16 protein-coding genes are annotated in these 21363 nt (G+C 72.5%); 14 read left to right on the top strand and 2 right to left on the bottom strand.

Annotation, left to right across the window (positions count from 1 at the left end):
* The first annotated feature begins 172 nt into the window (after positions 1 to 172).
* From PUR71_RS17440 to PUR71_RS17430, 3 genes are all read left to right on the top strand, one after another.
* Complete coding sequence (locus PUR71_RS17440) at positions 173 to 1438, top strand: L,D-transpeptidase (RefSeq protein WP_329927929.1); 1266 nt, start codon at positions 173 to 175, stop codon at positions 1436 to 1438.
* Positions 1439 to 1638: 200 nt separating this feature from the next.
* A complete protein-coding gene (locus PUR71_RS17435) occupies positions 1639 to 2850 on the top strand; it encodes a L,D-transpeptidase (protein WP_329927928.1) in 1212 nt (403 codons plus the stop codon).
* Positions 2851 to 2989: 139 nt separating this feature from the next.
* Complete coding sequence (locus PUR71_RS17430; protein ID WP_443077469.1) at positions 2990 to 3547, top strand: ATP-binding protein; 558 nt, start codon at positions 2990 to 2992, stop codon at positions 3545 to 3547.
* A gap of 264 nt (positions 3548 to 3811) precedes the next feature.
* On the opposite strand, the gene PUR71_RS17425 is transcribed toward PUR71_RS17430, so the two are convergent.
* Entirely contained in the window at positions 3812 to 4681 is an 870-nt protein-coding gene (locus PUR71_RS17425; protein WP_329927926.1) for a hypothetical protein, read from the bottom strand.
* Between the two features lie 198 nt (positions 4682 to 4879).
* Positions 4880 to 4999: a DUF397 domain-containing protein gene (locus PUR71_RS17420; RefSeq protein ID WP_329927925.1), complete on the bottom strand. Its 120-nt coding sequence runs from the start codon at positions 4997 to 4999 to the stop codon at positions 4880 to 4882.
* Positions 5000 to 5323: 324 nt separating this feature from the next.
* Between PUR71_RS17420 and PUR71_RS17415 the strand changes: the two genes are divergently transcribed.
* The 11 genes from PUR71_RS17415 to PUR71_RS17365 all read left to right on the top strand — a co-directional run bounded on the left by PUR71_RS17415 (position 5324) and on the right by PUR71_RS17365 (position 21346).
* The gene (locus PUR71_RS17415) at positions 5324 to 6205 is read left to right on the top strand and encodes a DMT family transporter (RefSeq protein ID WP_329927924.1); all 882 of its coding nucleotides are present in this window, start codon (positions 5324 to 5326) and stop codon (positions 6203 to 6205) included.
* 617 nt (positions 6206 to 6822) lie between these two features.
* Positions 6823 to 7761 (top strand): helix-turn-helix transcriptional regulator, encoded by a 939-nt coding sequence (locus PUR71_RS17410; RefSeq protein WP_329927923.1) that lies wholly within the window; start codon positions 6823 to 6825, stop codon positions 7759 to 7761.
* 160 nt (positions 7762 to 7921) lie between these two features.
* A complete protein-coding gene (locus PUR71_RS17405) occupies positions 7922 to 8098 on the top strand; it encodes a hypothetical protein (RefSeq protein ID WP_329927922.1) in 177 nt (58 codons plus the stop codon).
* Between the two features lie 112 nt (positions 8099 to 8210).
* The gene (locus tag PUR71_RS17400) at positions 8211 to 10097 is read left to right on the top strand and encodes an AfsR/SARP family transcriptional regulator (protein ID WP_329927921.1); all 1887 of its coding nucleotides are present in this window, start codon (positions 8211 to 8213) and stop codon (positions 10095 to 10097) included.
* Between the two features lie 279 nt (positions 10098 to 10376).
* Positions 10377 to 11114, top strand: a complete 738-nt coding sequence (locus PUR71_RS17395; RefSeq protein ID WP_329927920.1) for a thioesterase II family protein — start codon at positions 10377 to 10379, stop codon at positions 11112 to 11114.
* Positions 11111 to 16840 carry a condensation domain-containing protein gene (locus tag PUR71_RS17390; RefSeq protein ID WP_329927919.1) on the top strand — a complete coding sequence of 1910 codons (5730 nt, stop codon included), beginning with the start codon at positions 11111 to 11113 and terminating at the stop codon, positions 16838 to 16840. Before PUR71_RS17395 ends, PUR71_RS17390 begins: the two co-directional genes overlap by 4 nt.
* Before the next feature lie 23 nt (positions 16841 to 16863).
* A complete protein-coding gene (locus PUR71_RS17385) occupies positions 16864 to 18246 on the top strand; it encodes an MFS transporter (protein WP_329927918.1) in 1383 nt (460 codons plus the stop codon).
* A gap of 13 nt (positions 18247 to 18259) precedes the next feature.
* Complete coding sequence (locus PUR71_RS17380; protein ID WP_329927917.1) at positions 18260 to 18502, top strand: MbtH family protein; 243 nt, start codon at positions 18260 to 18262, stop codon at positions 18500 to 18502.
* 73 nt (positions 18503 to 18575) lie between these two features.
* Positions 18576 to 18809 carry an acyl carrier protein gene (locus PUR71_RS17375; RefSeq protein WP_329927916.1) on the top strand — a complete coding sequence of 78 codons (234 nt, stop codon included), beginning with the start codon at positions 18576 to 18578 and terminating at the stop codon, positions 18807 to 18809.
* Positions 18806 to 20326, top strand: a complete 1521-nt coding sequence (locus tag PUR71_RS17370; RefSeq protein WP_329927915.1) for a hypothetical protein — start codon at positions 18806 to 18808, stop codon at positions 20324 to 20326. Before PUR71_RS17375 ends, PUR71_RS17370 begins: the two co-directional genes overlap by 4 nt.
* A gap of 3 nt (positions 20327 to 20329) precedes the next feature.
* Positions 20330 to 21346, top strand: coding sequence for a 3-oxoacyl-ACP synthase III family protein (locus PUR71_RS17365; protein ID WP_329927914.1), 1017 nt, complete (start codon positions 20330 to 20332; stop codon positions 21344 to 21346).
* The last annotated feature ends 17 nt before the right edge of the window (positions 21347 to 21363 follow it).

Below are 21363 nucleotides of genomic sequence, written 5' to 3'. Positions count from 1 at the left end.
GGCGCCTTCACGGCTGCTTCACCCCCGCTCCACCCCCTCCCCCGGAGTTCACCCGGACGGCCCGGCTATCCTGCTCCGGCGCGCCGGGCCCCGGCGCGAAAGATCGGCGCCCGGTGCAACTTGCGGGGGCACTTGCCGCGTCAAGTGAGTGAATACCGGGAGGGGAGAAACCGTGAAGACGGGTACGACGGCCGGCGCCGCGATACGAACCGCGGGCCGCTACGGGCGCAGGGGAGCGCTGGCGCTGGCCATGGGCGGGGTGCTGCTGCTCACCGCGGCGTGCAACGACGACACCAGCGGGGGCACGAAGGCGTCCGGCGACAGCACGGCCGCGGCGGCGGCCGACGGCTCCGCGGCGCCCGCGGCCTCGCAGGCCGCGCCGAAGACCTCGGCCGCGGTGCTGGCCGTGGAGCCGAAGGACGGCGCCCAGGACGTCGCGCCGAGCAACGCGCTGCAGGTGGGGGTCTCCAACGGCAAGCTGACGTCGGTCGAGGTGACCGACAAGAACGGCAAGCCGGTCGAGGGCGCGATCACGCCGGACGGCACCGGCTGGAAGCCCGCGGCGGCACTCGCCGTCGGCATGGCGTACAAGGTGAACGCGCAGGCCAAGGACGCCGACGGCCTGGTGGCCGCGTCCACCACGACGTTCACGACGCTGACGCCGGAGAAGAAGGTCTCCACCAACGACAACATCAGCGACGGCGCCACCTACGGCGTCGGCATGATCGTCTCGGTGAACTTCACGAAGGACGTCAAGAACAAGGACGCCGTCGTCAAGGGCATCACCTTCGAGAGCAGCAACGGCACCGAGGTGAAGGGCCACTGGTTCGGCGACCGCCGGGTGGACTTCCGCCCGGCCGAGTACTGGAAGCCGGGCACCAAGGTCACCATCAAGTACCGGCTGAAGAACGTCGAGGTGTCCCCGGGCGTCTACGGCGACGTGGACAAGGACGAGCCGTTCACCGTCGGCCGCTCGATGATCTCCACCGCGGACGCCAAGGCGCACCAGATGACCGTCGAGCGGGACGGCAGGAGCACCACGGTGCCGGTCACGCTGGGCGCGGACGCGACGCCGTCCTGGGGCGGCACCATGGTGATCATGTCCAAGGAGAAGGTCACCCGGATGAACTCGCAGACCGTCGGCCTCGGCGGCGAGTACGACATCCAGGACGTGCCGCACGCGATGCGGCTGACCACCTCCGGCACCTTCGTGCACGGCAACTACTGGGCCGACCCGGCGCCGTTCGGCAAGTCCAACGCGAGCCACGGCTGCATCTCGATGGCCGACGAGAAGGGCGGCAGCGACTCCTCGAACGCCGGGAAGTTCTTCAACGACTCGATGGTCGGCGACGTCGTCAAGATCGTGAACTCGAAGGAGAAGACCGTCTCGCCCTCGAACGGGCTGGGCGGCTGGAACGTGGCCTGGGCCAACTGGTAGGACCTACCCGGCGGTAGGCCCGGGTAGTCCCGGTTCGTCACCGCTTTCGCACCGCGCGGCCCGATCCTCACCCGTTGGGGTCGGGCCGCCGGTGATTTCCGAGCGCGAAGCCCCTCGAATGGCGCAACCTTTCCGGTGGCCAGCGCGTGTATTGGTCGAGCCCGCTGGGTTCGAACGGGGTGTTTGAGGGAGGGATCGACGTGAAGTCGATACGCAGGGTGATGGCCGTCGGTCTGGTCGGCGGGATGATGGTCCTGACGGCAGCGTGCAACAACGACGACGCCGGCGGCAGCGCGGCCAAGGCGGACCTCGGCGGCGCGGCCTCCGCGGTGCCCTCGGCGGCCGCCACGAGCGCGGCGCCGAAGGTGTCGCAGGCCGTGGTGTCCATCGAGCCGAAGACCGGCTCGGTCGACGTCGCGCCGGGCGCGCTCAAGGTCGGGGCGACCGGCGGCAAGCTCACCACCGTCAAGGTGAGCGACAAGACCGGCAAGGAGGTGCCCGGCACGATCGCCGCCGACGGCACCAGCTGGACCCCGACCGGCGGGCTCGCGGTCGGCACCGCCTACCAGGTGAGCGCGATGGCCGCGGACGCCAACGGCGTGGTCGCGCAGGCCGACAGCAGCTTCACCACGCTGACCCCGACCGCGCTGGCCAAGGCCGCGGACAACGTCGACGACAACGCCACCTACGGCGTCGGCATGATCGTCTCGGTGAACTTCAGCAAGGACGTCAAGAACAAGGACGCGGTCCTCAAGGGCATCACCTTCGAGACCGACAACGGCACCGCCGTGAAGGGCCACTGGTTCGGCGACCGCCGGCTGGACTTCCGCCCGGCCGAGTACTGGAAGCCCGGCACCAAGGTGAGCGTCCACTACCGCCTGGGCAGCGTCGAGATCGCCCCCGGCGTCTACGGCAGCGACCGCGACGAGCCCTTCACCATCGGGCGCTCGCAGGTGTCCACCGTCGACGCCAAGACCCACAGGATGACGGTCGTGCGGGACGGCCAGTCCTCCGACATCGACATCACCTCGGGCTCGGACGCGCACCCGACCTGGAACGGCACCATGGTCATCGAGTCCAAGGAGGGCGTGGTGCGGATGCAGTCCAGCACCCTGCCCGGCATGACCGGCGCGCCGTACGACCTCCAGGTGCCGCACTCGATGCGCCTCACCGACTCGGGCACCTACATCCACGGCAACTACTGGTCGGACGCCTTCGGCGAGGACAACGTCAGCCACGGCTGCGTCGGCCTCAAGGACGTCAAGGGCGGCGGCGACTCCACCTCGATGGGCAAGTTCTACGACGGCTCGATCGTCGGCGACGTCGTGATCGTCAAGAACTCCAGCAAGAGCGAGACCCTCGACCCGTCGAACGGCCTGAGCGGCTGGAGCCTGCCCTGGGCCTCCTGGTAACCACCGGGATCCACGCGCCGTGAGGTCAACCCGGGCTTGACGAACACAGGCCCGGGTTGTCGCTTTCCTGCCCCGGGCATATGCCGGATCGGACGTGATCGTTTGCTCATTGTCCGTACGCGGCTGCTTGCGTTCCGCAATGATGGGTCGCATGGCGGGTTGGGGCGAAACAGATCAGTCATCAGTTCCCGGAGCCGGATTGGTCGCGGAGGCGTCCTGGGTCGACGTCCCGGGCGCGCTGTCGGCGCTGGAGCGGCTCAGCTCCGCGGAGCTGGAGGAGATGTACTTCGGCAGGCTGTGCGACCAGTCCGCACCGGGCGAGGTGCGGCTGCCGTCCCGGGCGGAGTCCGCGCCGGTGGCCCGCCGGCTGGTGCTCTCCGTCCTGGAGTCCTGGGACCTCCACCAGCACCTGGAGGCGGGGGAGTTGCTCACCAGCGAGCTCGTCTCCAACGCCGTGCGGCACGCCGCCGGCCGCACGATCGGGCTCCAGGTGATCCGCAAGCCGGGCTGGCTGCGGGTCGAAGTCCGGGACTCCTCAAGGGCGTTGCCCTGCGTGATCCTCGCCGAGCCGCTGCCCGTCACCGAGCGGGGGCGCGGTCTGAAGGTGGTCGACGACCTCGCCGACCGGTGGGGCGCGGACCTGCTGCCGCGGGGCAAGGGCGTCTGGTTCGAGCTGAGGATCCGCGAGCGCCACTGACGGCGTTCGGTCCGGAGAACACGCAGGGCCCCCGACGTCGCCGTGGTCCGGCGGATGGGGGCCCGTGCAAGTCATCGCGCCGGCCAAGGGGGTGCGTGCCGCGCGATGGGCGTCGACTGTGCCAGGTCGGGCCAGTCGAAGTCCGATGGGTCGACTATGGCATGGATCTCAGCATGTGGGCAAACCGGACGGCTTGGATTGAAAGGTTTGTAACCTACTTCACCTTGGGATTTTGCATAGGTTCACGCTGCCGCCTGTGAATATTCACGATTGCGGGGGTGCTGCCATCGCCGCGCGGGCCCGGGCGGCGTAGGCGCGGACGGCGGCCGGGGAGAGGCTCGGGCGGGGTGGTGGCGCCTTGGGAGTGCCCCGGCAGGAACGGCAGAGGCCGCCGAGGAGGGCTTGGGGGCGGCAGGGAGTGCGGCAGTCCGTGCACTCCAGGACGCGGGCCGCCGGGGCCGGGACTGGGGCCGAGGCTGGGGCTGGGCGCTCCGGGGGCATCTTGTCGAGCAGACGACGGCGGGTGAAGGCCCCTGGGCTGTGGACGCCGTCCGGCGGCAGACCTGCGGTGAGGGCGGCCGTGAAGAGGGCCGGCGTGGCGCCCCGGGCCAGCCACTCGGCGGCCAGCGGTTCGAGGGCCGCGCAGTCGGCGGCGGAGAGCGCGAGGCGGGCGTCCGCGAGGCCGAGGCCGGCGAGGGCCGCGTAGGCGGGGGAGGCCGCGGAGTCAGCCGGAGTGACGGAGGCCCTCGTGGGCGTTCGCTCCTTGGGGGGATCAGGTGCTCCGGGCGTTGACGCCTCGCCCGACATGATGAAACGCGTCCACCAGGCGTCGGAGCGGGGCGTGCGGGAGAAGTACGTGCGGAACACCCAGCGGCACTGGGGGGAGCCGACGCGCTCGCGGACACGACGCAGGTGCCCCGCGGTGGACAGGTTGTTGAGCACCGTGCGGCAGGCCATCTGGCCGTAGTGAGGCTGGAGGGCGGCGAGCGTCTTGACGTCCATGGCGGCGCCGTCGGGCAGGTGGTCGATGAGCGAGGCGATGTACGCCTCGCGCGCCGGGAGGTGCGCGAAATCGGACGCGGAGCGGGGGAGTTGCTCCGGAGCAGACTGCTTTCCGTACCCGGGAGCGGCCATGGCGGTAGAGTCGTGGGTAGCCACAGGATCGAGTCCTTGTCGATCGTGCCGGTCAGACCCCCGTTCGGTGTTCCCGCACCGGCCGGGGGTTGATTCATTGGTGCGCACGCTACACGGAGGATCCGGCTGTGGCGAAGCGGTGACGATAAGTCATATCGGCTGCGTGCAGGGGTGGTTGGAAGGTGGTTACCCGCCCGTTCACCTAAGGGGAAGCTCGGGCTGGGTGGCTTGAGCTTCGGGGGCGAAGGAGACGAAGGCGGCCCAGGCCTCGGGGGAGAAGGCGAGGGCCGGGCCGGCCTTGGCCACGGCCCTGGCCACCGGCCCGGACGGTGGTCACCGTCGACGGTTCGGCCGGATTCGCTGACCTGCCCGGGATCCAGGCGATCGTTCTGGGCTCGACCGACTGAGAGTCTGGGCCCCGCAGGAGGTCGGCCCGGCCGTCTTCCCGCGGGGGCGGCCAGTACCATCGATGCGTGAACTCGTACTGGCACGTCGTGCTGCCACCGCTCTGCGCCTGACCGGGCGCGCGTAGGTGGCTTGATCCCGCGATCCCCGTCGGCCTTCTCCGCCGCTGGGGTGCGTCACGTGCGCCCGTTCCGAAACCGCTCACCATCACGGTTCTCGACGACGGAGTTCACCATCGTGCGTGCTCGCCCTGCCCTCAACGGGCCTCTCCCGATCCTTGCCGCCGCCCTCCTCTGGGGCACCACCGGCACCGCCAGTTCCCTCGCCCCCGCCGGGGCGTCCCCGACGGGCATCGGCGCCGCCGGGCTCGTTCTCGGCGGCCTGCTCCTCTTCCTCTCCTCCCGCGCCGCCCGCACCCTGCCCCGTGCCTGCACCCGCCGCGAACTCGGGCTCCTCACCCTGGGGGCCGTCGCCGTGGTCGGCTACCCGCTCACGTTCTACCCGGCGGTCACCCGCACCGGTGTGGCCGTCGCCACCGTGATCGCGCTCGGCAGCGCCCCCGTGTTCACCGGGCTCCTCGGCTGGATCGCCGGGCGGCAGCGGCCCGGCGCCCGGTGGACCGCTGCCACCGTCACCGCCGTCCTCGGCTGCGCCGTGCTCGTCCTCGGACCCGAACTCACCGGCGGCGGCACGCCGGTGGACGTCCTCGGCGTCCTGCTGGCCGCCCTCTCCGGGCTCTCGTACGCCGCGTACTCGCTGATCGGCGGCGCGCTGATCGCGCGGGGGCACGTGTCGGGCGGCGTGATGGGCGCGATGTTCGGCGGGGCCGCGCTGCTCGTCCTGCCCGTCCTCCTGCTCGGTGACGGGCACTGGCTGCTGACCTTCCGGGGCTCGGCCGTCGCCCTCCACCTCGCCGTGATCACGACCTTCCTCGCCTACCGCCTCTTCGGCCACGGCCTGCGCCGCACCACGGCCCAGACCGCCACGACGCTGACCCTCGCCGAGCCCGCCGTCGCCGCACTCCTCGGCGTCGTGGTGCTGGCCGAACGGCTGCCGGCGGTCTCCTGGTCGGGCCTCGGCCTCCTGGCCGCCGGGCTGGCGGTCCTCGCCTTCGGGTGATCTCGGCGGGCCGTCGGCGCGGCCCCGGGACGACAGCCGGGCTTCCTCGGCATCTCTTTCCGGGACCTGGAGTCGGTGGGCGAAGCATCCTTTCCTCGCCCACCGACTCCACGGCGCCGGTAGCCGGCGGACAAGCCCAACTCCGGGGATCCAGAAGGGCCTTCTGCCACCCGGGCGCAGCGGGCCCCCGGGGGAATCCCCGTCCGGAGGCCCGCTGTTGTGCCGGGGGAGATCACCACTCGATGACGTCGACCGCGGGGCCGCCGCGGGCGGTCGCCGTGTTCGCGCGCCGCGGGAGACCCACGCGTCGCTGAGGACGGGATCGTCCACGGCTCGTGGCGGCGGTGGTGGTTGTGAAGGTTGCGGCGCCACTGTTGCCAACCGGAGGATCAGGAACCACTGTTGGGGCGGGTCCGGCGGGTCGTGACCTCGGAGACAGGCGGCGTGGGTGTTTGGAATTCAGTATGGCCCGGAGTCGGGGAGCAGACCCGGGCACCGGGGCCTTCGTGATGGCGCATTGCACGAACAGGAAGGGTGCCGCGATGTGCTCGCGTGACGATGCCGATTCGGACCTCCGCATGGGGATCTGCGAAAGCGGGCGTGCGGCGTACCAAGCGGTGCTGGAGACCGGAACCGTCGACGGCCCGGTCCCGGAGTGCGTGTCGGCCGCCGGTCTCGTCCGTCAGGTGCCCGGTTCGCCCGGCATGGTGTACGCGGTCGCGCCGGACACCGCCGCGCAGGACCTGCGTCGACCGATCGAGAGCATGATCGCGCAGGGGCAGGCGGCTCTCGCGCGGATCTCCGACGGACTGGCCCTGGTCCAGCGCACCTACGCCGAGGCCCAGGAGGCCCTGCGCCCGCCGCTACGCGAGTACGACGAGCCGGAGGCCATCAACAGCGCGCTGGAGAAGGCGGTCGGCGACTGCCGGTTCGAACTGCTCACGGCCCAGCCGGGCGGCGGGCGCCCGCCGGAGTACCTGGCGGACGCGCTGCCGCGTGATCTGGCCCTGGCGCAGCGCGGCGTGCGGCAAGCCACCCTCTACCAGCACACCGTACGGTCGCACGAGCCCACACTGGCGTACATCGAGAAGGTGGTGGAGCACGGTGCCGAGGTGCGTACGCTGGAAGAGGTCTTCGAACGGTTGATCATCTGTGACCGCGCGGTGGCCTTCGTGCCGGGATCCGTGGAACGCCGCACCTCGTGCATCGCGATCGACCATCCCGGTCTGGTCCGGTACCTGGTGAAGATGTTCGAGTACATGTGGGAGCGGGCGCAGCCCGTGGCCTACGCCGCGAGCGGCTGTCGGCCGACGCTGATGACCGACTCCATCCGCCTCGAAGTCGTGCGGCTGATGATCACCGGGCACACCGACGAGGCCATCGCCAAGCGGCTCGGCATGAGCACCCGTACGGTCTCCACGCACATCCAGAAGGTGTCCAAGTCGCTCGGCGGACGCAGTCGCGCCCACCTCGGCTTCCTGGTCGCGCAGAGCGGCCTGCTGGACGAGGGGGCTGCCGAGTGGACCGAATCGGCCCGCTTTCAGCCACATGTATGACTATGGTGCAGCCTCGGGTTTCCGCACTGCGTAAAGGTGCATCGCGACCGGTCCGATTTCCGATTGGCGCGAACCTGTTCGCGAGGCAGGATGGCGATCCAGCGCACGGGGCCGGCCCGCCCCCTGTGTGAACCGCCTTCCGCCAGGAAAGGAAACCGCGATGTTCCGTGGACTTCGCTTCCGCGTGACAGCCGTCGCGATGGCCGTGGCCGCGCTGGCCCTCGCCGCGTCGGCGTCGACGACCGGAGCGCACCACGTCGGCGACCCGGACGGGTCCGACACCGTCACGACGATCCTTGCGGCCCCCGGGCCGCACGACTCCGGCTGGGGGCCGTGATCGGTCCGACTCACTGACGTCGACGAACCAACGCCGGCTGGGCAAGTCGGCAGACACATACGGGGTGAAGAGTGTGTTGGTGCTGACGCAGGCTGCGGAGAGCCCGCAGGCCATGAGAACGAAGACGGTGAGCGCTCCGGAGTGGGAGTTCGGCGTGCTGGGCCCACTGCTGGTCCGTCAGGGCCCGAGCGTGGTCCGCATCGGCGCGGAGAAGCAGCGGGCGGTGCTCGCGTTGCTGCTCCTGCGAGCGAACCGGACGGTGACGCTGGCCGAGCTGGAGGACCGGCTCTGGGGTGACCGGCCGCCCAACGGGGCGCGCAACGCCGTGCAGTCCTATGTGTACCGCTTGCGACAACTGATGCCTCCGAAACACGGGCCGGTGCTGCGCACGGAGATCGACGGGTACTCGGTGCGCGTTCCGGAGCAGGCGCTCGATCTGCACCGCTTCGAAGACCTGGCCGAGAAGGGACGACAGGCCGTTCGGGCGGGCTTCCCGGAGGACGGCCACGCCAGGCTGCGCGACGCGCTGGCCCAGTGGCGCGGTCCCGCGGCCCTCGCGGACGTGCCGGTGCCCGCGGTTCAGGCCGAGGCGCACCGCCTCGCCGAGCTCCGCCTGCGCGTCGCCGAGGACGCGATGGACGTCGGCCTCGAACTCGGGCGGCACCGGGAGCTCCTGGAGCAGATCACCGCACTCGCGGAGGCCCAGCCCTACCGTGAGCGCCTGTGGGGCCAGCTGATGCTGGCCCTGGCCCGCAGCGGTCGCCGGGCCGAGGCGCTGGGCGCCTTCAGCAGGCTGAGGGTCCGGCTCCGCGACGACCTGGGGATCGAGCCCACCCGGGAGACCCTGCGGTTGCAGCAGTCGATCCTCGCGGGGACGATTCCGGTGCCGGGCGCCCACGTGCAGACCGTGGTGAGCGCCGGCCTGCCGGCCCCCGCCCCCGCCCCCGCTCCGCCCGCGGCCGGCGGTCCCGGCCCGGCTGCCGCGCCCGCGGGAACCACCGAACTCCCCGCCGAGACCGCCGACTTCGTCGGGCGCGGGGCGGAGTTGGCGGCGATCCGACAGTGGTTGCTGCAGTGGTCCGAACGGCGGGGGCCGCTGCGGCCGGCGGTGCTGAGCGGCCCTCCCGGGGTGGGCAAGTCGGCCCTCGCCGTGCGCGCGGCGCATCAGCTCGCCGAGCACTTCCCGGACGGGCAGCTCTACGCCGACCTGCACCGCGCCGCGGGCGAGCAGGGCGAGGACGTCCCCCTGCAGGTGTTGTCCCGCTGGCTGCGCAGCCTCGGTGCCGATCACGTGCCGCAGCGGCTGGAGGAGGCCTCCGCGCTGTTCCGTTCGATGCTGGTCCGCCGGCGCGTGCTGGTCGTGGTCGACGGCGCCTCGAACGCCGAACAGGTCAGCCCGCTGCTTCCCGGATCCGGCTGGTGCGCGGCGCTGGTCACCAGCCACGTCGCGATGACGGTCCTGGACAACGCGCTGCACGTCCCGATCGGCACGCCGGAGGAGGACGACATGGTCGAACTCCTGCGCCGGCACGTGGGAGCGCAGCGCGTCGACGCCGATCTCACGGCCGCTCGGGCGGTGGTCCGGTTGTGTGACCGGACGCCGCTCGCGGTCCGGATCGCCGCGGCCCGCCTGGCCGCCCGACCCCTGCTGACGCCGCGCATGCTGGCGGCCCGCCTTGAGCCGAGGCCGACGCGTCTGGCCGAACTCTCCATCGGCGGGCGCTCCGTCGGGGACCGCATCGGTGCTGCGGCACGATCGATCACCGGGCAGTTCGGGGCGGAGCTCTTCCGGATCCTGGGACGTCACCCCTGGATCGACACGGTCGGCATGACCGCCGCGGAGGTGGCGGACGCCTGCGACTGGCCCCGCCCGCAGGCCGAGACGGCGTTGGAGGCTCTTGAGGACGTCCATCTGGTGACCCTCCAGGAGGACGGCCGTTACCTGATGCCGACGCTCGCCCGCCTGTGTGCCGCGGAACTCCCGGCGTCCGTGGGGTAGGTCCCGCCCCTCGACTCCCCTTCCTCAGCTGTCCCCTCCTCGGACCGGTCCCGCCTCGGCGGGGCCGGTCCGTCGTCGTTGCGGCGCACCGCCGAACCGCTGGTCCGGCAAGCCCTCGTTGACGCGCGTGAACCGACGTGTCTGCAGCTCCGGGCCGCCTGTTGACGCCTGGGTCAACGCGGTGGAGCGCTCGCGCCAACGAGAGGTCAGCGACGCGCCAGCGCCGAGGAGAAGAGTCGACCTCCGTCGGCCGACGAAGACGGAGGGACTGTGGACAGGGTGCGTTCCAGAGGCGATGAGTGGCTGTGGCGCCCCTCGGCGCGAGATGCGGCCGGGGCTCCCCTGGTCTGCTTTCCGCACGCCGGGGCGAGCGCGGCCGCGTTCCGGGAGTGGTACGAAGCGCTCGCGCCGGGCTTCGAGGTGTGGGCGGCGCTGCTGCCGGGGCGCGGGGCGCGCATGGCCGAGCCGCCGGCGCGGTCGACCGCCGAGCTGGCCGGGCCGATCGCCCGGGCGATCGCCGGGCAGTTCGAGGAGCCGGTGACCTTGTTCGGTCACAGCTTCGGTGGGCTGCTCGCCTTCGACGTGGCCCATGAGCTGGTCGCGCTGGGGCGCGCGCCGCGGCAGGTGTTCGTGTCCGCCACCCGGGCCCCGTCCCGCATCGAGCGGACCCGCGTGCACGCGCTGGACGAGGCGGGCCTGCGGCAGTGGCTGGTCGCTCTCGGCGGCGTACCGGACGAGCTGCTGGCGGACCCGTACCTGCTCGACCTGATCCTGCCCGTGGTCCGGGCGGACACCGAGGCGTGCGAGCTGTACCCGGCGGAGCTGGCCACGCCGCTCCCGGCGCCGATCACCGCGCTGGTCGGCACGGAGGACGAGTTCGCCACCGTGGCGGACGTCGAGTGCTGGGCCGACTACACCACCGAGGCGTTCCACCTCGCCCCGATCAAGGGCGGGCACATGTTTCTGACCGACGACCCAGCGGCCGTCTGGGACGTAGTGAGGGGCGAGACGGCATGAGCACCGAGAACCTGACGCAGCAGATCGCCGCGCTCTCCCCGGAGCAGCGCAAGGTGTTCGAGGCCAGGCTGCGGTCGATGCGGGCCAAACCGGAGAAGCCGCTCTCGTTCACGCAGGAGCAGCTCTGGTTCCTGGACCGTCTGGAGCCGGGCGGCACCGCGTACAACATCCCCTTCGCACTGCGGATCCACGGGCCGCTCGACACGGCCGCGCTGCGTGACGCCGTGGACGCCGTGGTCGCCCGTCACGACGCGCTGCGCGTGGTCTTCTCCCTCAAGGACGACGTGCCGGTGCAGACGGTCCGCGACGAGGTGCGCGTCCCGCTGCTCCGCGACGACGAGCACGACGGGGCTCCCCTCGCCGGGCACAGGTTCGACCTGGAGGCCGGACCGCTGCTCGCGCTGCGGCTGACGGTCGTCGGACCGGACGAGCACCTGCTGACGGTCGTCGCCCACCACATCGTCTTCGACGCCACGTCCGCCACCGTGTTCGCGCGCGACCTCGCGGCCTGCTACGGCGCCGCGGTCGGCGCCGGCTCACCGCCCCCGGCCCTGGTCACGAGCTTCACCGAGCACGTGGCCGAGGAGCGGCGCAGGCTGACGGGCGAGGTGCTCGACCGTCAGCTCGGGTACTGGCGCGAACGGCTGGCGGGCGCTCCGACGCGGTCGACGCTGCCCTCGGACCGCCCGCGGCCGCGGATCCAGACCCACCGCGGCGCGCAGCTCAAGTTCGTCGTCCCGCCGGAGGAGCTGGAGAGCGTCGCCGCCCTGGCCCGCCGGGCGGGGGTGACGCTCAACGCCGTGGTGCTGTCGGCCGTGGCGATGCTGGTCCGACGGGCCACCGGCCAGGAGTCGGTGCTCCTCGGCATGCCGTCCGCGAGCCGTCCGAAGCCCGAGCTCCAGCAGCTGATCGGCTCCCTGGCGAACATGCTGGTCCTGCGCGTCGACGCACCCGGCGCCACCAGCGTGACCGACCTCGTGCGGGCCACCCACCGCCGGATCAGCGAGGCCAACGCCCATCAGGACGCGCCGTACACCCGGGTGGTGGAGGAGGTGGCCCCGCCGCGCGACCCGAGCCAGAACCCGCTGTTCCAGATCATGGTCAGCCTCGCCGAGGGCGACGACGAGCGGTGGACGGCGGCAGGGCTGAGCCTGGCGCTGGAGGACGTCGACACGGACGAGACCGACTTCGACCTCTTCCTCACCATGACCCGGCACGACGGCCAGCTGTCGGTCGTACTCGGGTACAACGCGGACCTCTACCTGGCGGAGACGGCCGAGCAGGCCGCGACCGACCTGCGCGCGATCCTCGCGGATCTCGCGGCGAACCCGTCCGTGGCCGTGGACGAGCTCTCGACGCTGCGCCGCGCTCGCGTGGCCGTCGCCTCGACCTTCACCGTCAAACCGGTCTTCGATCCGCTGCGGATGTGGCTGGAGGTGACCCGCACCCCGGTCGAGCTGGACTCCGCACCCTACGGCCAGGTCGTCCAGCACCTGCTGGGCGGCGGCGCACGGGCGGCGGACGTGCTGCTGGTGCGCTGGCAGGACTGGCTGCGCGGGGTGGAGGGCGACCCCGCGCCGGTGCTGGAACGCGTCATGGGCGACTTCGAGGCGGCTCTCGCCCAGGCCGGGCGACCGGTCCTGGTCGTGGTGTGCCCCGGACCCGAAGAGGAGCTGGGGCACCTCTTCGCGCGGTTCGACGACCGCCTGGCGCTGCTCGCCGCACGGACGCGGAACGTGCACGCCGTCTGGGCCGACACCCGCGACGTGTCCGAGGTCTACGACGAGACGGCCGAGCGGCTCGGTCACGTCCCCTACACCGCCGAGTACTTCGCCGCGCTCGGCACGCTCGTGGCGCAGCGGCTGCGCACCCTGGCCGGGATCGGCGCGGAGCCCGGGCCCGAGCGGGCGGCCTACCTGGGCGAGCACCTGGGATCGCCGGCCGCCGTGCTGGAGCGGGCCACGCCCGCCGGCCCGGGGACCGGTTCCGACGGCGAGGTCGTGGCCCCGCGCACTCCCCTGGAACGGCGGCTGGCCGACCTGTGGCGCGAGCTGCCCGGGCTGCCCGCCGAGATCGGGGTGACCAGCGACTTCTTCGGTCTCGGCGGGCACTCCCTGCTCGCCACCCGGCTGCTGTCCCGGGTGCTGACCGACTTCGGCGCCACCGTCACGCTCTTCGACTTCTTCACCGAGCCGACCGTGGCGGGCCTGGCGAAGCTCGTGGCCGCCGCGGACGGTGGGGCGGGGATCCCGCGCGTGGCCCGGGACGGCGAGCTGCCGGCCTCCTCCACGCAGGAGCGGCTGTGGGCGCTGGGCCGGCTCGGTGACGACCACACCCGGCACAACACCATGTTCGCCGCGGTCCTGCGCGGAGAGCTGGACACCAAGGCGCTGCGCCGGGCCCTCGAAGGCATCGTGGCCCGGCACGAGATCCTGCGCACGGTCTTCGTCGAGCGCGACGGCCGGCCCTTCCTCGACGTCCGCGACAGCATGGACTGCTGGGTGAAGCCGGCCGACCTGTCCGACGAGGAGGACGACGACCGCGCCACCATGCTGCGCAGCCTGCTGCGCCGCCACGCCAGGCACCACTTCGACCTGGAGCAGGGCCCGTTGCTGCGCCTCCAGCTGGTGCGCGCCGGCGACGCCGAGCACCACCTGCTGATCGGCATGCACCACATCATCTGCGACAACTCGTCGTGGGAACTGTTGCTGGGCGAACTGGCTACCCGCTACGCCGACGGCGACGTGGTGCTGCCCGAGCAGGCGATCCAGTTCGCCGACTTCGCCGCCTGGCAGCAGGACCTGCTCGCCGGCCCGGAGCACGAGGCGCACCTGGCCTACTGGCGACGTGCCCTCGGCGACGCGCCCGCGGCCAGCACCCCGCCGCGTGAGCAGATCAAGGCGGGCAAGGGCCGCGCGGCCGGCAAGGCCGGCCGGCTCGACCGGGAGCTGTCGGGCGAGTTGAGCGAGGCGGTCCGGGCGATCGCGCGCACCGAGGGCGTGACCCCGTTCGCCGTCCTGCTCGCGGGATACGCCCTGATGCTGGGGCGGCGGATCGAACGGCCCGACGTCGTCGTGGGCGTGCCGTCGGCCGGTCGAGGTCGCGCCGAGTGCGAGGAGTTGATCGGTTGCTTCACCGACCTCCTGCCGATGCGGGTCGAGCTGACGGGCCGTCCGTCGGTCCGGCAGGTGCTGCGCCGGGTGCACCGTACGGCGATCGACGCCCAGCGCCACGCCGAGGTCCCGTTCGCGCGCATCGTCGAGGCGCTGCGCCTGCCCCGCGACACCGATCGCCACCCGGTGTTCCAGTGCGCGTTCAACCTGGCCGAGCTGTCCGACGAGGCCCTGTCGATGCCCGGCCTGGCGGTGGAGCAGCTTCCGGTGCCGACCGGCGGCGCGGACTTCGACCTGTTCCTCAACGTGTCGACGGCCGAGGACCGGATCGAGGTGGGTCTCGAGTACCGGAGCGACTACTACCGCGCGGCGACCGCCGAGGCGCTGCTGGCGGAGTACGTCGAGGCCCTCGCCGAGCTGACCGCGGACGCGGACGCCCCCGTCGCGCTCGCCGACGCGGGCGCGACCCCGGCGGCCGACGCCGCCGTCGTGCACGTCGCCCTCTCCGGCGAGGCGGCCGGGCTGCGTGAGGCGCTGCGGCTGTGGAGTGATGCGCTGACCGCTCCCGCGCCGGTCGCGGCGCTGGTGGCCGATCCTCCGGGCCGCCTGTTCCGGGCGATCACCGCGACCGCGGGCGAGCCCGTCGTCGCCGTGCTCTGCTGGGCGGACTGGGTGACGCCGGGGCGCTCCCTGATCGGCGCCTCGCTCGACCTGGAGCACCGTCTGCGCGACCTGTGCGCACTGCTGGCGACCCGGGACGCCCCCGTGACGGTGGCGATCCGACCGGCACCGGCGCCGTTCGACGCGCCGGACTGGACCGGCCTCTTCGGCGCTCTCACCGACCGTCTGGCCCTGGCCTGCGCAGCGCTGCCGTCCGTCGACGTCGTCGAACTGCGCGACGGCGACGGCACCTGGGTGGGCGCGTGGGTCGCCGACACGATCGGCGAGCGGCACGCCGTCAGCGCCCCGCACTGGGAGAAGCTGCGGGCCGAGCCGGACCGCCTGCAGGCCCTGCGCGACGCTGTCGCCGGCGGCCGCCGCACGGGAGCCGGCGACGGGCCGCGCACCGACGCCGAGCGCGCCCTCGCGGCGATCGTCGCCGAGCTGCTCGGCGTGGACGGCATCGGCCGGGACGACGACTTCTTCGAGGTCGGAGGCGACTCGCTGAGCGTGATGCGCCTGGTGGCGCGGGCCAATGCCGTGGGGATCGAGCTCACACCGCGGGGTGTGGCGGCCGGACCCACCGTGGCGCAGATGGCGAGCGGTCGGACCGCACCGACCGTCGCCGCCGAGCAGGGCCTGGTCCAGGGCGAGGGGCCGTTGACGCCGGCGCAGACCTGGTTCACCGAACTGATCGCGGCGGACATGTCCCGCCCCGACCACTTCAACCACCCGTACTACCTGAGCCTCAACGAGCCGGTCGAGCCGGCGCGCCTCGCGGAGATCGTGCGGACCCTCGCCGACCATCACGACGCCTTGCGGCTCCGGTTCACCGACCGGGCCGAGGGCCCGTGGCGGCAGCGCCAGGAGCAGGGCGAGTCGGCCGTGCCGTTCGAGAGCCACGACCTGTCCGGGCTGGCCGACGACGAGCGCACCCGCGCCGTGGACGCCCTGGTGGCCGAGCGGCAGCGGTCCCTCGACCTCACCGAAGGGCCGTCGGCGCGCGCCGTCCACCTCAAGCTCGGCCCGGCGGAGCCGGACCGGCTGCTCCTGCTGCCGCACCACCTGGTCACCGACGGCGTCTCCCGGGCGCTGCTCCTGGAGGACCTGGGCACGCTGGTGACCGGTGGGGCGCTGCCCGCCAAGACCACCGCCTACCTGACCTGGGCCGAGCGTCTGGCGGAGCTCGCCCGCGACGGCTCCTGCCGCGACGAGCTCGGCTTCTGGCTGGAGCAGGGCGCGGGGCGGACGCGGCCGGTGCCGGTCGACGCGCCGGGCCGTCCCCGGCTCGGCGCGATCACCGCGCAGGAGGTGGTCCTGACGGTGGAACAGACCGCCGCCGTGCGCCGCCGCGCCCGGAGCTGGCGCGTGACCATGTCGGAGCTGCTGGTGTGGATCGCCGGCCGGATGCTCGCCGACTGGACCGGTCGGCCCGACCACCTGATCGGCACCACCGGCGACGGGCGCGGCGCGATCCTGCCCGACCTGGACGTGTCCCGCACCGTGGGCTGGTTCCAGGTGCTCTACCCGGTCCGGCTGACCCTGCCCGAGGACGGCTCCGACGCCGAGACCGCCACGGCGATCGCCCGGCGGCTGCGCAGTGTGCCGCGCGGCGGCGTGGGCTACGGAGTGCTGCGCTACGCCGACCAGGAGACCCGGGCGCAGCTCGCGGCGCTGCCGGCGCCCGAGGTGACCGTCAACTACATGGGCGCCTTCGGCTTCGACGAGGTGCCCACGGGCGCGGCCGCCTTCGACATCTGCCACGGCCCGCTCGGCTCCGAGCAGGACCCGGACGCGCCCTGGCCGTTCCTGCTGGACGTGGTCGGCACGGTCGTCGCCGACCGCTTGCGCGTCGAGCTGGTCTTCGACCCCGCGATCCACCGGCCGAGCACCGTCGAGCGCCTGGCCGGCCTCGTTCACCGCACTCTGCTCCGGCTCGCCTCCGGCGACTGACGCAGTCCTCGATGGGAGTACTCATGCTCAAACGACGTCCTGACGGCTTCGCCGCGTTCACCGTCATATGGCTCGGACAGCTCTTCTCCGCCGTCGGCACCCGGATGACGAGCTTCGCGCTCGGCATCTGGATGTGGAACGGCACGGGCAGCGCCATGGACAACGCGCTGCTGCTGTTCGCCTCGTTCGGCTCGACGGTGCTGGTGAGCCCGTTGGCCGGCGCCCTGATCGACCGCTGGAACCGCCGCGTGACCATCGTCCTGAGCGATGTCGGCTCGATGGTGGTGACCGCGGGGCTGCTGCTCTGCTTCGAGCTGGGCGCGGCCAAGCCGTGGGAGATCTTCCTCGCGAACGCCCTGACCGGCGCGCTGCTGGCCTTCCAGGGGCCGGCCTACGCGGCCATGATCGCGCAGATGATGGACCGCGGCGCCTGGCCGCGGGCGAACGCGATGATCTCCGTGGTGCGCTTCGCGCCGTCGATCTTCGCGCCCACCGTCGCCGCCGCCCTGCTGACCGTCACCACCATCGGTCCGGTGCTGGTGATCGACGTCCTCAGTTACGTGGTCGCGATCGGCACGGTGTTCCTGGTCGCGGTCCCGCCGACGCCGAAGGCGGCCGAGGCGCAGGCCTCCAGCCTGTGGCAGGACTCCCTCTTCGGCCTGCGCTACATCCGCGGGCGCTCCGCGCTGGTGGGCCTGGAGATCCTGATGTTCATGGTCGGGCTGCTCGCGGCCATGGGTTACGCGGTGCTGATGCCGCTGCTGCTGGTCAAGTCGGACGAGAGCATCACCGGTCTGGCCTTCACCATCGGTGCGGTCGGCGGCGTTCTCGGCGCGGTGCTCATGGGCGTGCTCAAGCCCACGAACAACAAGATGCGCAGGCTCCTGCTGGCCATGTTGGCGTTCAGCGTGGTCGGCCGGATCGTCTTCGGCGTGGCCGACAACCTGTTCCTGTGGGGCATCGCGATGGTGGTCATCCACGGCTGCATCCCGGTCATCGACGGCTACGGCAACGCGATCTGGCAGGAGAAGGTCGCCCCCGAGATCCAGGGTCGTGTCTTCGCGGCCCGCCAGTTCATCGAGGACATGGCCGTGCCGATCGGCCTGATCGGTGCCGCGCCGCTGGCCCAGGACGTCTTCCTGCCCGGGATGGAGCCCGGTCACGCGCTGTCGCGGGCCTTCGGCTGGATGGTGGGCACCGGTCCCGGTTCCGGCATGGGCCTGCTCTGCGTGCTCGTCGGCGTGGTCGGCATCGTCGTGACGGCGGTGGCCTTCGCCGTGCCGGCGGTGCGCGATGTGGAGAAGCTCATCCCCGACTTCGTGCCGGTGGACGCGGACGAGTCCGCCTCCGCCGCCGAGTCCGTCCCGTCCGGAATCGACGCAGCGGCCGCGCCGCACGTCGGCTGACAGGAGGTCAACGATGTCCGACACCGTCTCGACCACGGCCGCCGCAGGGGCGGAGTTCGCCGAGTCGCCGCGCCGCTTCCGGGTGGTCCGCAACGAGGAGGAGCAGTACTCGATCTGGCCGGAGAGCCGGGAGGTACCGGCCGGCTGGCGCGACACCGGCGTCACCGGCGAGCAGCAGGACTGCCTCGACCACATCGAGCGGGTCTGGCAGGACATGCGTCCGCTCAGCCTGCGCCGGACGGAGGGAGCGGCATGAGTGAGCGGAGCGAGCGAGTCATCGAGAGGCGCGCATGGGCGACTGCCCCTGCCGAGCGAAGTGGGGCGGGCGCATGAGTGAGGACTTCGACGAGGTGGTCGCGGGTGTGCTGGAGGTGGAGCCGGAGGAGCTCACCGACGACGCCGGCCCGGACACCCTGGGCAGTTGGACCAGCCTGCGGCACGTACAGCTCCTGGTGTCGCTCCAGGAGGCCTTCGGGCTCTCCTTCAGCTACCAGGAGATGAAGGACGTGACCACGATCGGCGCGCTCCGAAAGGCCCTGCGCGACAAGGGTGTGAGCGTGTGACCAGGCCGGTGATCGTCGCGCCGGAGGCGCCGGCCGCCGCGCGGACGCGATGGCGGCGGGCCGCCGCGGAGCGCCCCGCGGCGCTGCGCGTGGCCCTGCTCGCCAGCTACACCGTCGACCCCCTGCTGCCCTACCTCGGCGTCCAGCTCGCCGACGCCGGGCTGACCCCGGAGTTCACCCTCGGGTCCTACAACCAGATCGTTCAGCAGTGCCTCGACGATCAGGGCGCGATCGCGCGGTCGGTGCCGGACGTGCTGGTGGTGGCGCCGCGGCTGGAGGAGGTGCCCGCCGCCGACCTGCCGGCGCTGGCCGAGACGGCGTTGGGCGCGGCCGAACGGTGGGGTGCCGGCCTGGTGTTCGTCCTGCCCGCCATTCCGGAGGAGCGGCCCTTCGGGGTGGGCGACGGGACCGATCCGCGGGGCGTCGTCGCCTCGGCGACCGCCGCGCGGGAGCAGGTGCGCCGTCGGCTGGGCGCGAGCCCCGTGGCGTGCGTCGCCGACGCGGAGGAGGCGGTGCGTGCCGTAGGGTCCCGTGCGGCGCACCGCCCGGCCCTCTACCGGCTGGCGAAGATCCCGTACTCCGAGGAGGTCTTCGCCGAACTCGGCCGCCAGGTGGGCGGTCTGCTCCGGGCGCGGCTCGGGGCGACCTGGCGGGCGGTCGTGGTGGAGACCGACGGCATGGCGTCCGACTGGGTCGCGGAGCAGCTGCCGGCGTTGCGCCGGGCCGGGCTGCGCGTGGCCGTGCGCGAGCGGGCCGAGCTGGCCCGGACCGGTGCGGACGTCGAACTCGAGGACGAACTCGGCGTGGCGCTCGAGCGCTCGGTGCGACTCGTCGTCGCGTCGCAGACGCCGGAGTCCGAGTCCGAATCCGCGCCGGGCGGGTTGCAGCGGGCGGCCGCGGCCGTCGGCGTCGGGCCGGACGAGCCGTGGATCTGGGCGTTGCACCGGGCGGGCGTGCTGGACCGCATGCCCGTGTCGATGCCGGACGCCGACGCGGACCACGGCCTGACGCCGTCCGCCGCGTCGGACACGGATCCGCGGTCGGTCACCCTGGCCGACTTCGTCACCGGTCTGCGCACGGAGGTCGACTGCGTGCCGGTCACCGAGTCCGAGGTGCCGAAGTTCGTCGACGTGGTCGAGCGCGCCAAGGACTTCACCATGGGCGCGCGGCTGTCCCGGGCGGAGCTCGTCGACTTCGCGGGCTCCACGTTGGGCATCCGCGTGCGCGACCGCCTGGGTGACTACGGCGTCTCCGGCGCGGTCGGCTACCAGGTCTCGGGCCGGGAGATGCGGGTGTCGGTCTTCTCGCTCTCCTGCCCGGTGCTGGGCAAGGGCACCGAGGACCTGGTGCTCGCCGAACTCGCCGACCTGGCCGACCGCAGCGGCTGCACCGACCTGGTGCTGACGGCGCGTCGCACCGAACACAACGCGGTCGCCGTCGACTTCCTGGCGGGAATCGACGCACGCGAGTGGCATCCGCGCACCCGGGTGCGCGCCGTCGTGGAAGCGGGTGGGTGAGCCATGTCCTTCGGCATCGTCTCCCTCGCCCACACCCTGGGCGAACCGGTGGACGTGGACCCGGTGGTGCCGGAGTTCACCGCCGACGTCGAGCGGGTCCGGTCCTGGGGCTACCGTCGCTTCCACCGCGCCGCGGACGGGGTCGGGCTCACCGACCTCGCCGTGGAGGCCGGGCGACTCGCCCTCGAACGCGCCGCGGTCGCGGCGTCCGAGGTCGACCTCGTCGTGCTGGCCATGTCGGACCTGTCCGAGTACCTGTACTGGGACGCCGCCGCCTCCACCGCGGCCCGGCTGGAGGCGTACGACGCCGAGGCCGTGCTGCTCGGTCAGGCCTGTGGCGGCGGCGTGGCCGCGTTCGACCTGGTCGGCGGCCGGTTCGCCACGCATCCCGACTACGACACGGCCCTGATCATCGGTGCCAACCGGGTCTGCGAACCCTACTGGAACCGCATGGAGATCAACACGAGCATCTTCTCGGACGGCGCCGCGGCGGCGGTCGTGCGCCGCGACCATCCGCGCTGCCGCTGGATGCTCACCGAGACGCTGACCGACGGACGGTACGCCGACTTCATGCGCATGGAGACCGGTGGCGCCGCCCGGCCGTTCGGCGGGGGTGACCACGAGCGGCCGCGGGTGCTCAGCCCGACGGACCGTCTGCAGGACTTCTTCGCCGACGACCTGCGCCGGATGTTCGCGTTCGTCTCCACGATCCGCAACCGCAACCGGGAGATCGTCGAGCGGGCCTGCGCCCGGGCCGGCATCGCGGTCGACGACCTGGCCCGGCTGCTCCACTTCCACGACAACGTCAACGCCTTCGCGGAACTGGCCAAGGACCTCGGCCTCCCCCTGGAGCGCACCAACACCGAGCTGGCGGCCGAGCACGGCCACGTGGGCTGTGCCGACCAACTGCTGAGCCTGGAACGGCAGCTGGCCGCCGGAGAGCTCGCAGAGGGCGACATCGTCGCGCTGACCAGCACGGGGAGCGGCATGCACTGGCTGTGCACGCTGCTGACCATCTGACCACGAGAGGGGACGAG

The sequence above is a fragment of the Streptomyces sp. SP17BM10 genome (genome assembly GCF_036322405.1).
Lineage (GTDB): Bacteria > Actinomycetota > Actinomycetes > Streptomycetales > Streptomycetaceae > Kitasatospora.
Note: the sequence above shows the minus strand (reverse complement) of the source record. Positions and strands in the feature narration are given on the sequence as shown.

Excerpts from the sequence above, each read along its gene's own strand:
- PUR71_RS17430 (WP_443077469.1), top strand. The coding sequence starts at position 2,990 with ATGATGGGTCGCATGGCGGGTTGGGGCGAAACAGATCAGTCATCAGTT.
- PUR71_RS17425 (WP_329927926.1), bottom strand. The coding sequence starts at position 4,681 with ATGGCCGCTCCCGGGTACGGAAAGCAGTCTGCTCCGGAGCAACTCCCC.
- PUR71_RS17405 (WP_329927922.1), top strand. The coding sequence starts at position 7,922 with ATGTTCCGTGGACTTCGCTTCCGCGTGACAGCCGTCGCGATGGCCGTG.
- PUR71_RS17400 (WP_329927921.1), top strand. The coding sequence starts at position 8,211 with ATGAGAACGAAGACGGTGAGCGCTCCGGAGTGGGAGTTCGGCGTGCTG.
- PUR71_RS17390 (WP_329927919.1), top strand. The coding sequence starts at position 11,111 with ATGAGCACCGAGAACCTGACGCAGCAGATCGCCGCGCTCTCCCCGGAG.
- PUR71_RS17385 (WP_329927918.1), top strand. The coding sequence starts at position 16,864 with ATGCTCAAACGACGTCCTGACGGCTTCGCCGCGTTCACCGTCATATGG.
- PUR71_RS17380 (WP_329927917.1), top strand. The coding sequence starts at position 18,260 with ATGTCCGACACCGTCTCGACCACGGCCGCCGCAGGGGCGGAGTTCGCC.
- PUR71_RS17375 (WP_329927916.1), top strand. The coding sequence starts at position 18,576 with ATGAGTGAGGACTTCGACGAGGTGGTCGCGGGTGTGCTGGAGGTGGAG.
- PUR71_RS17365 (WP_329927914.1), top strand. The coding sequence starts at position 20,330 with ATGTCCTTCGGCATCGTCTCCCTCGCCCACACCCTGGGCGAACCGGTG.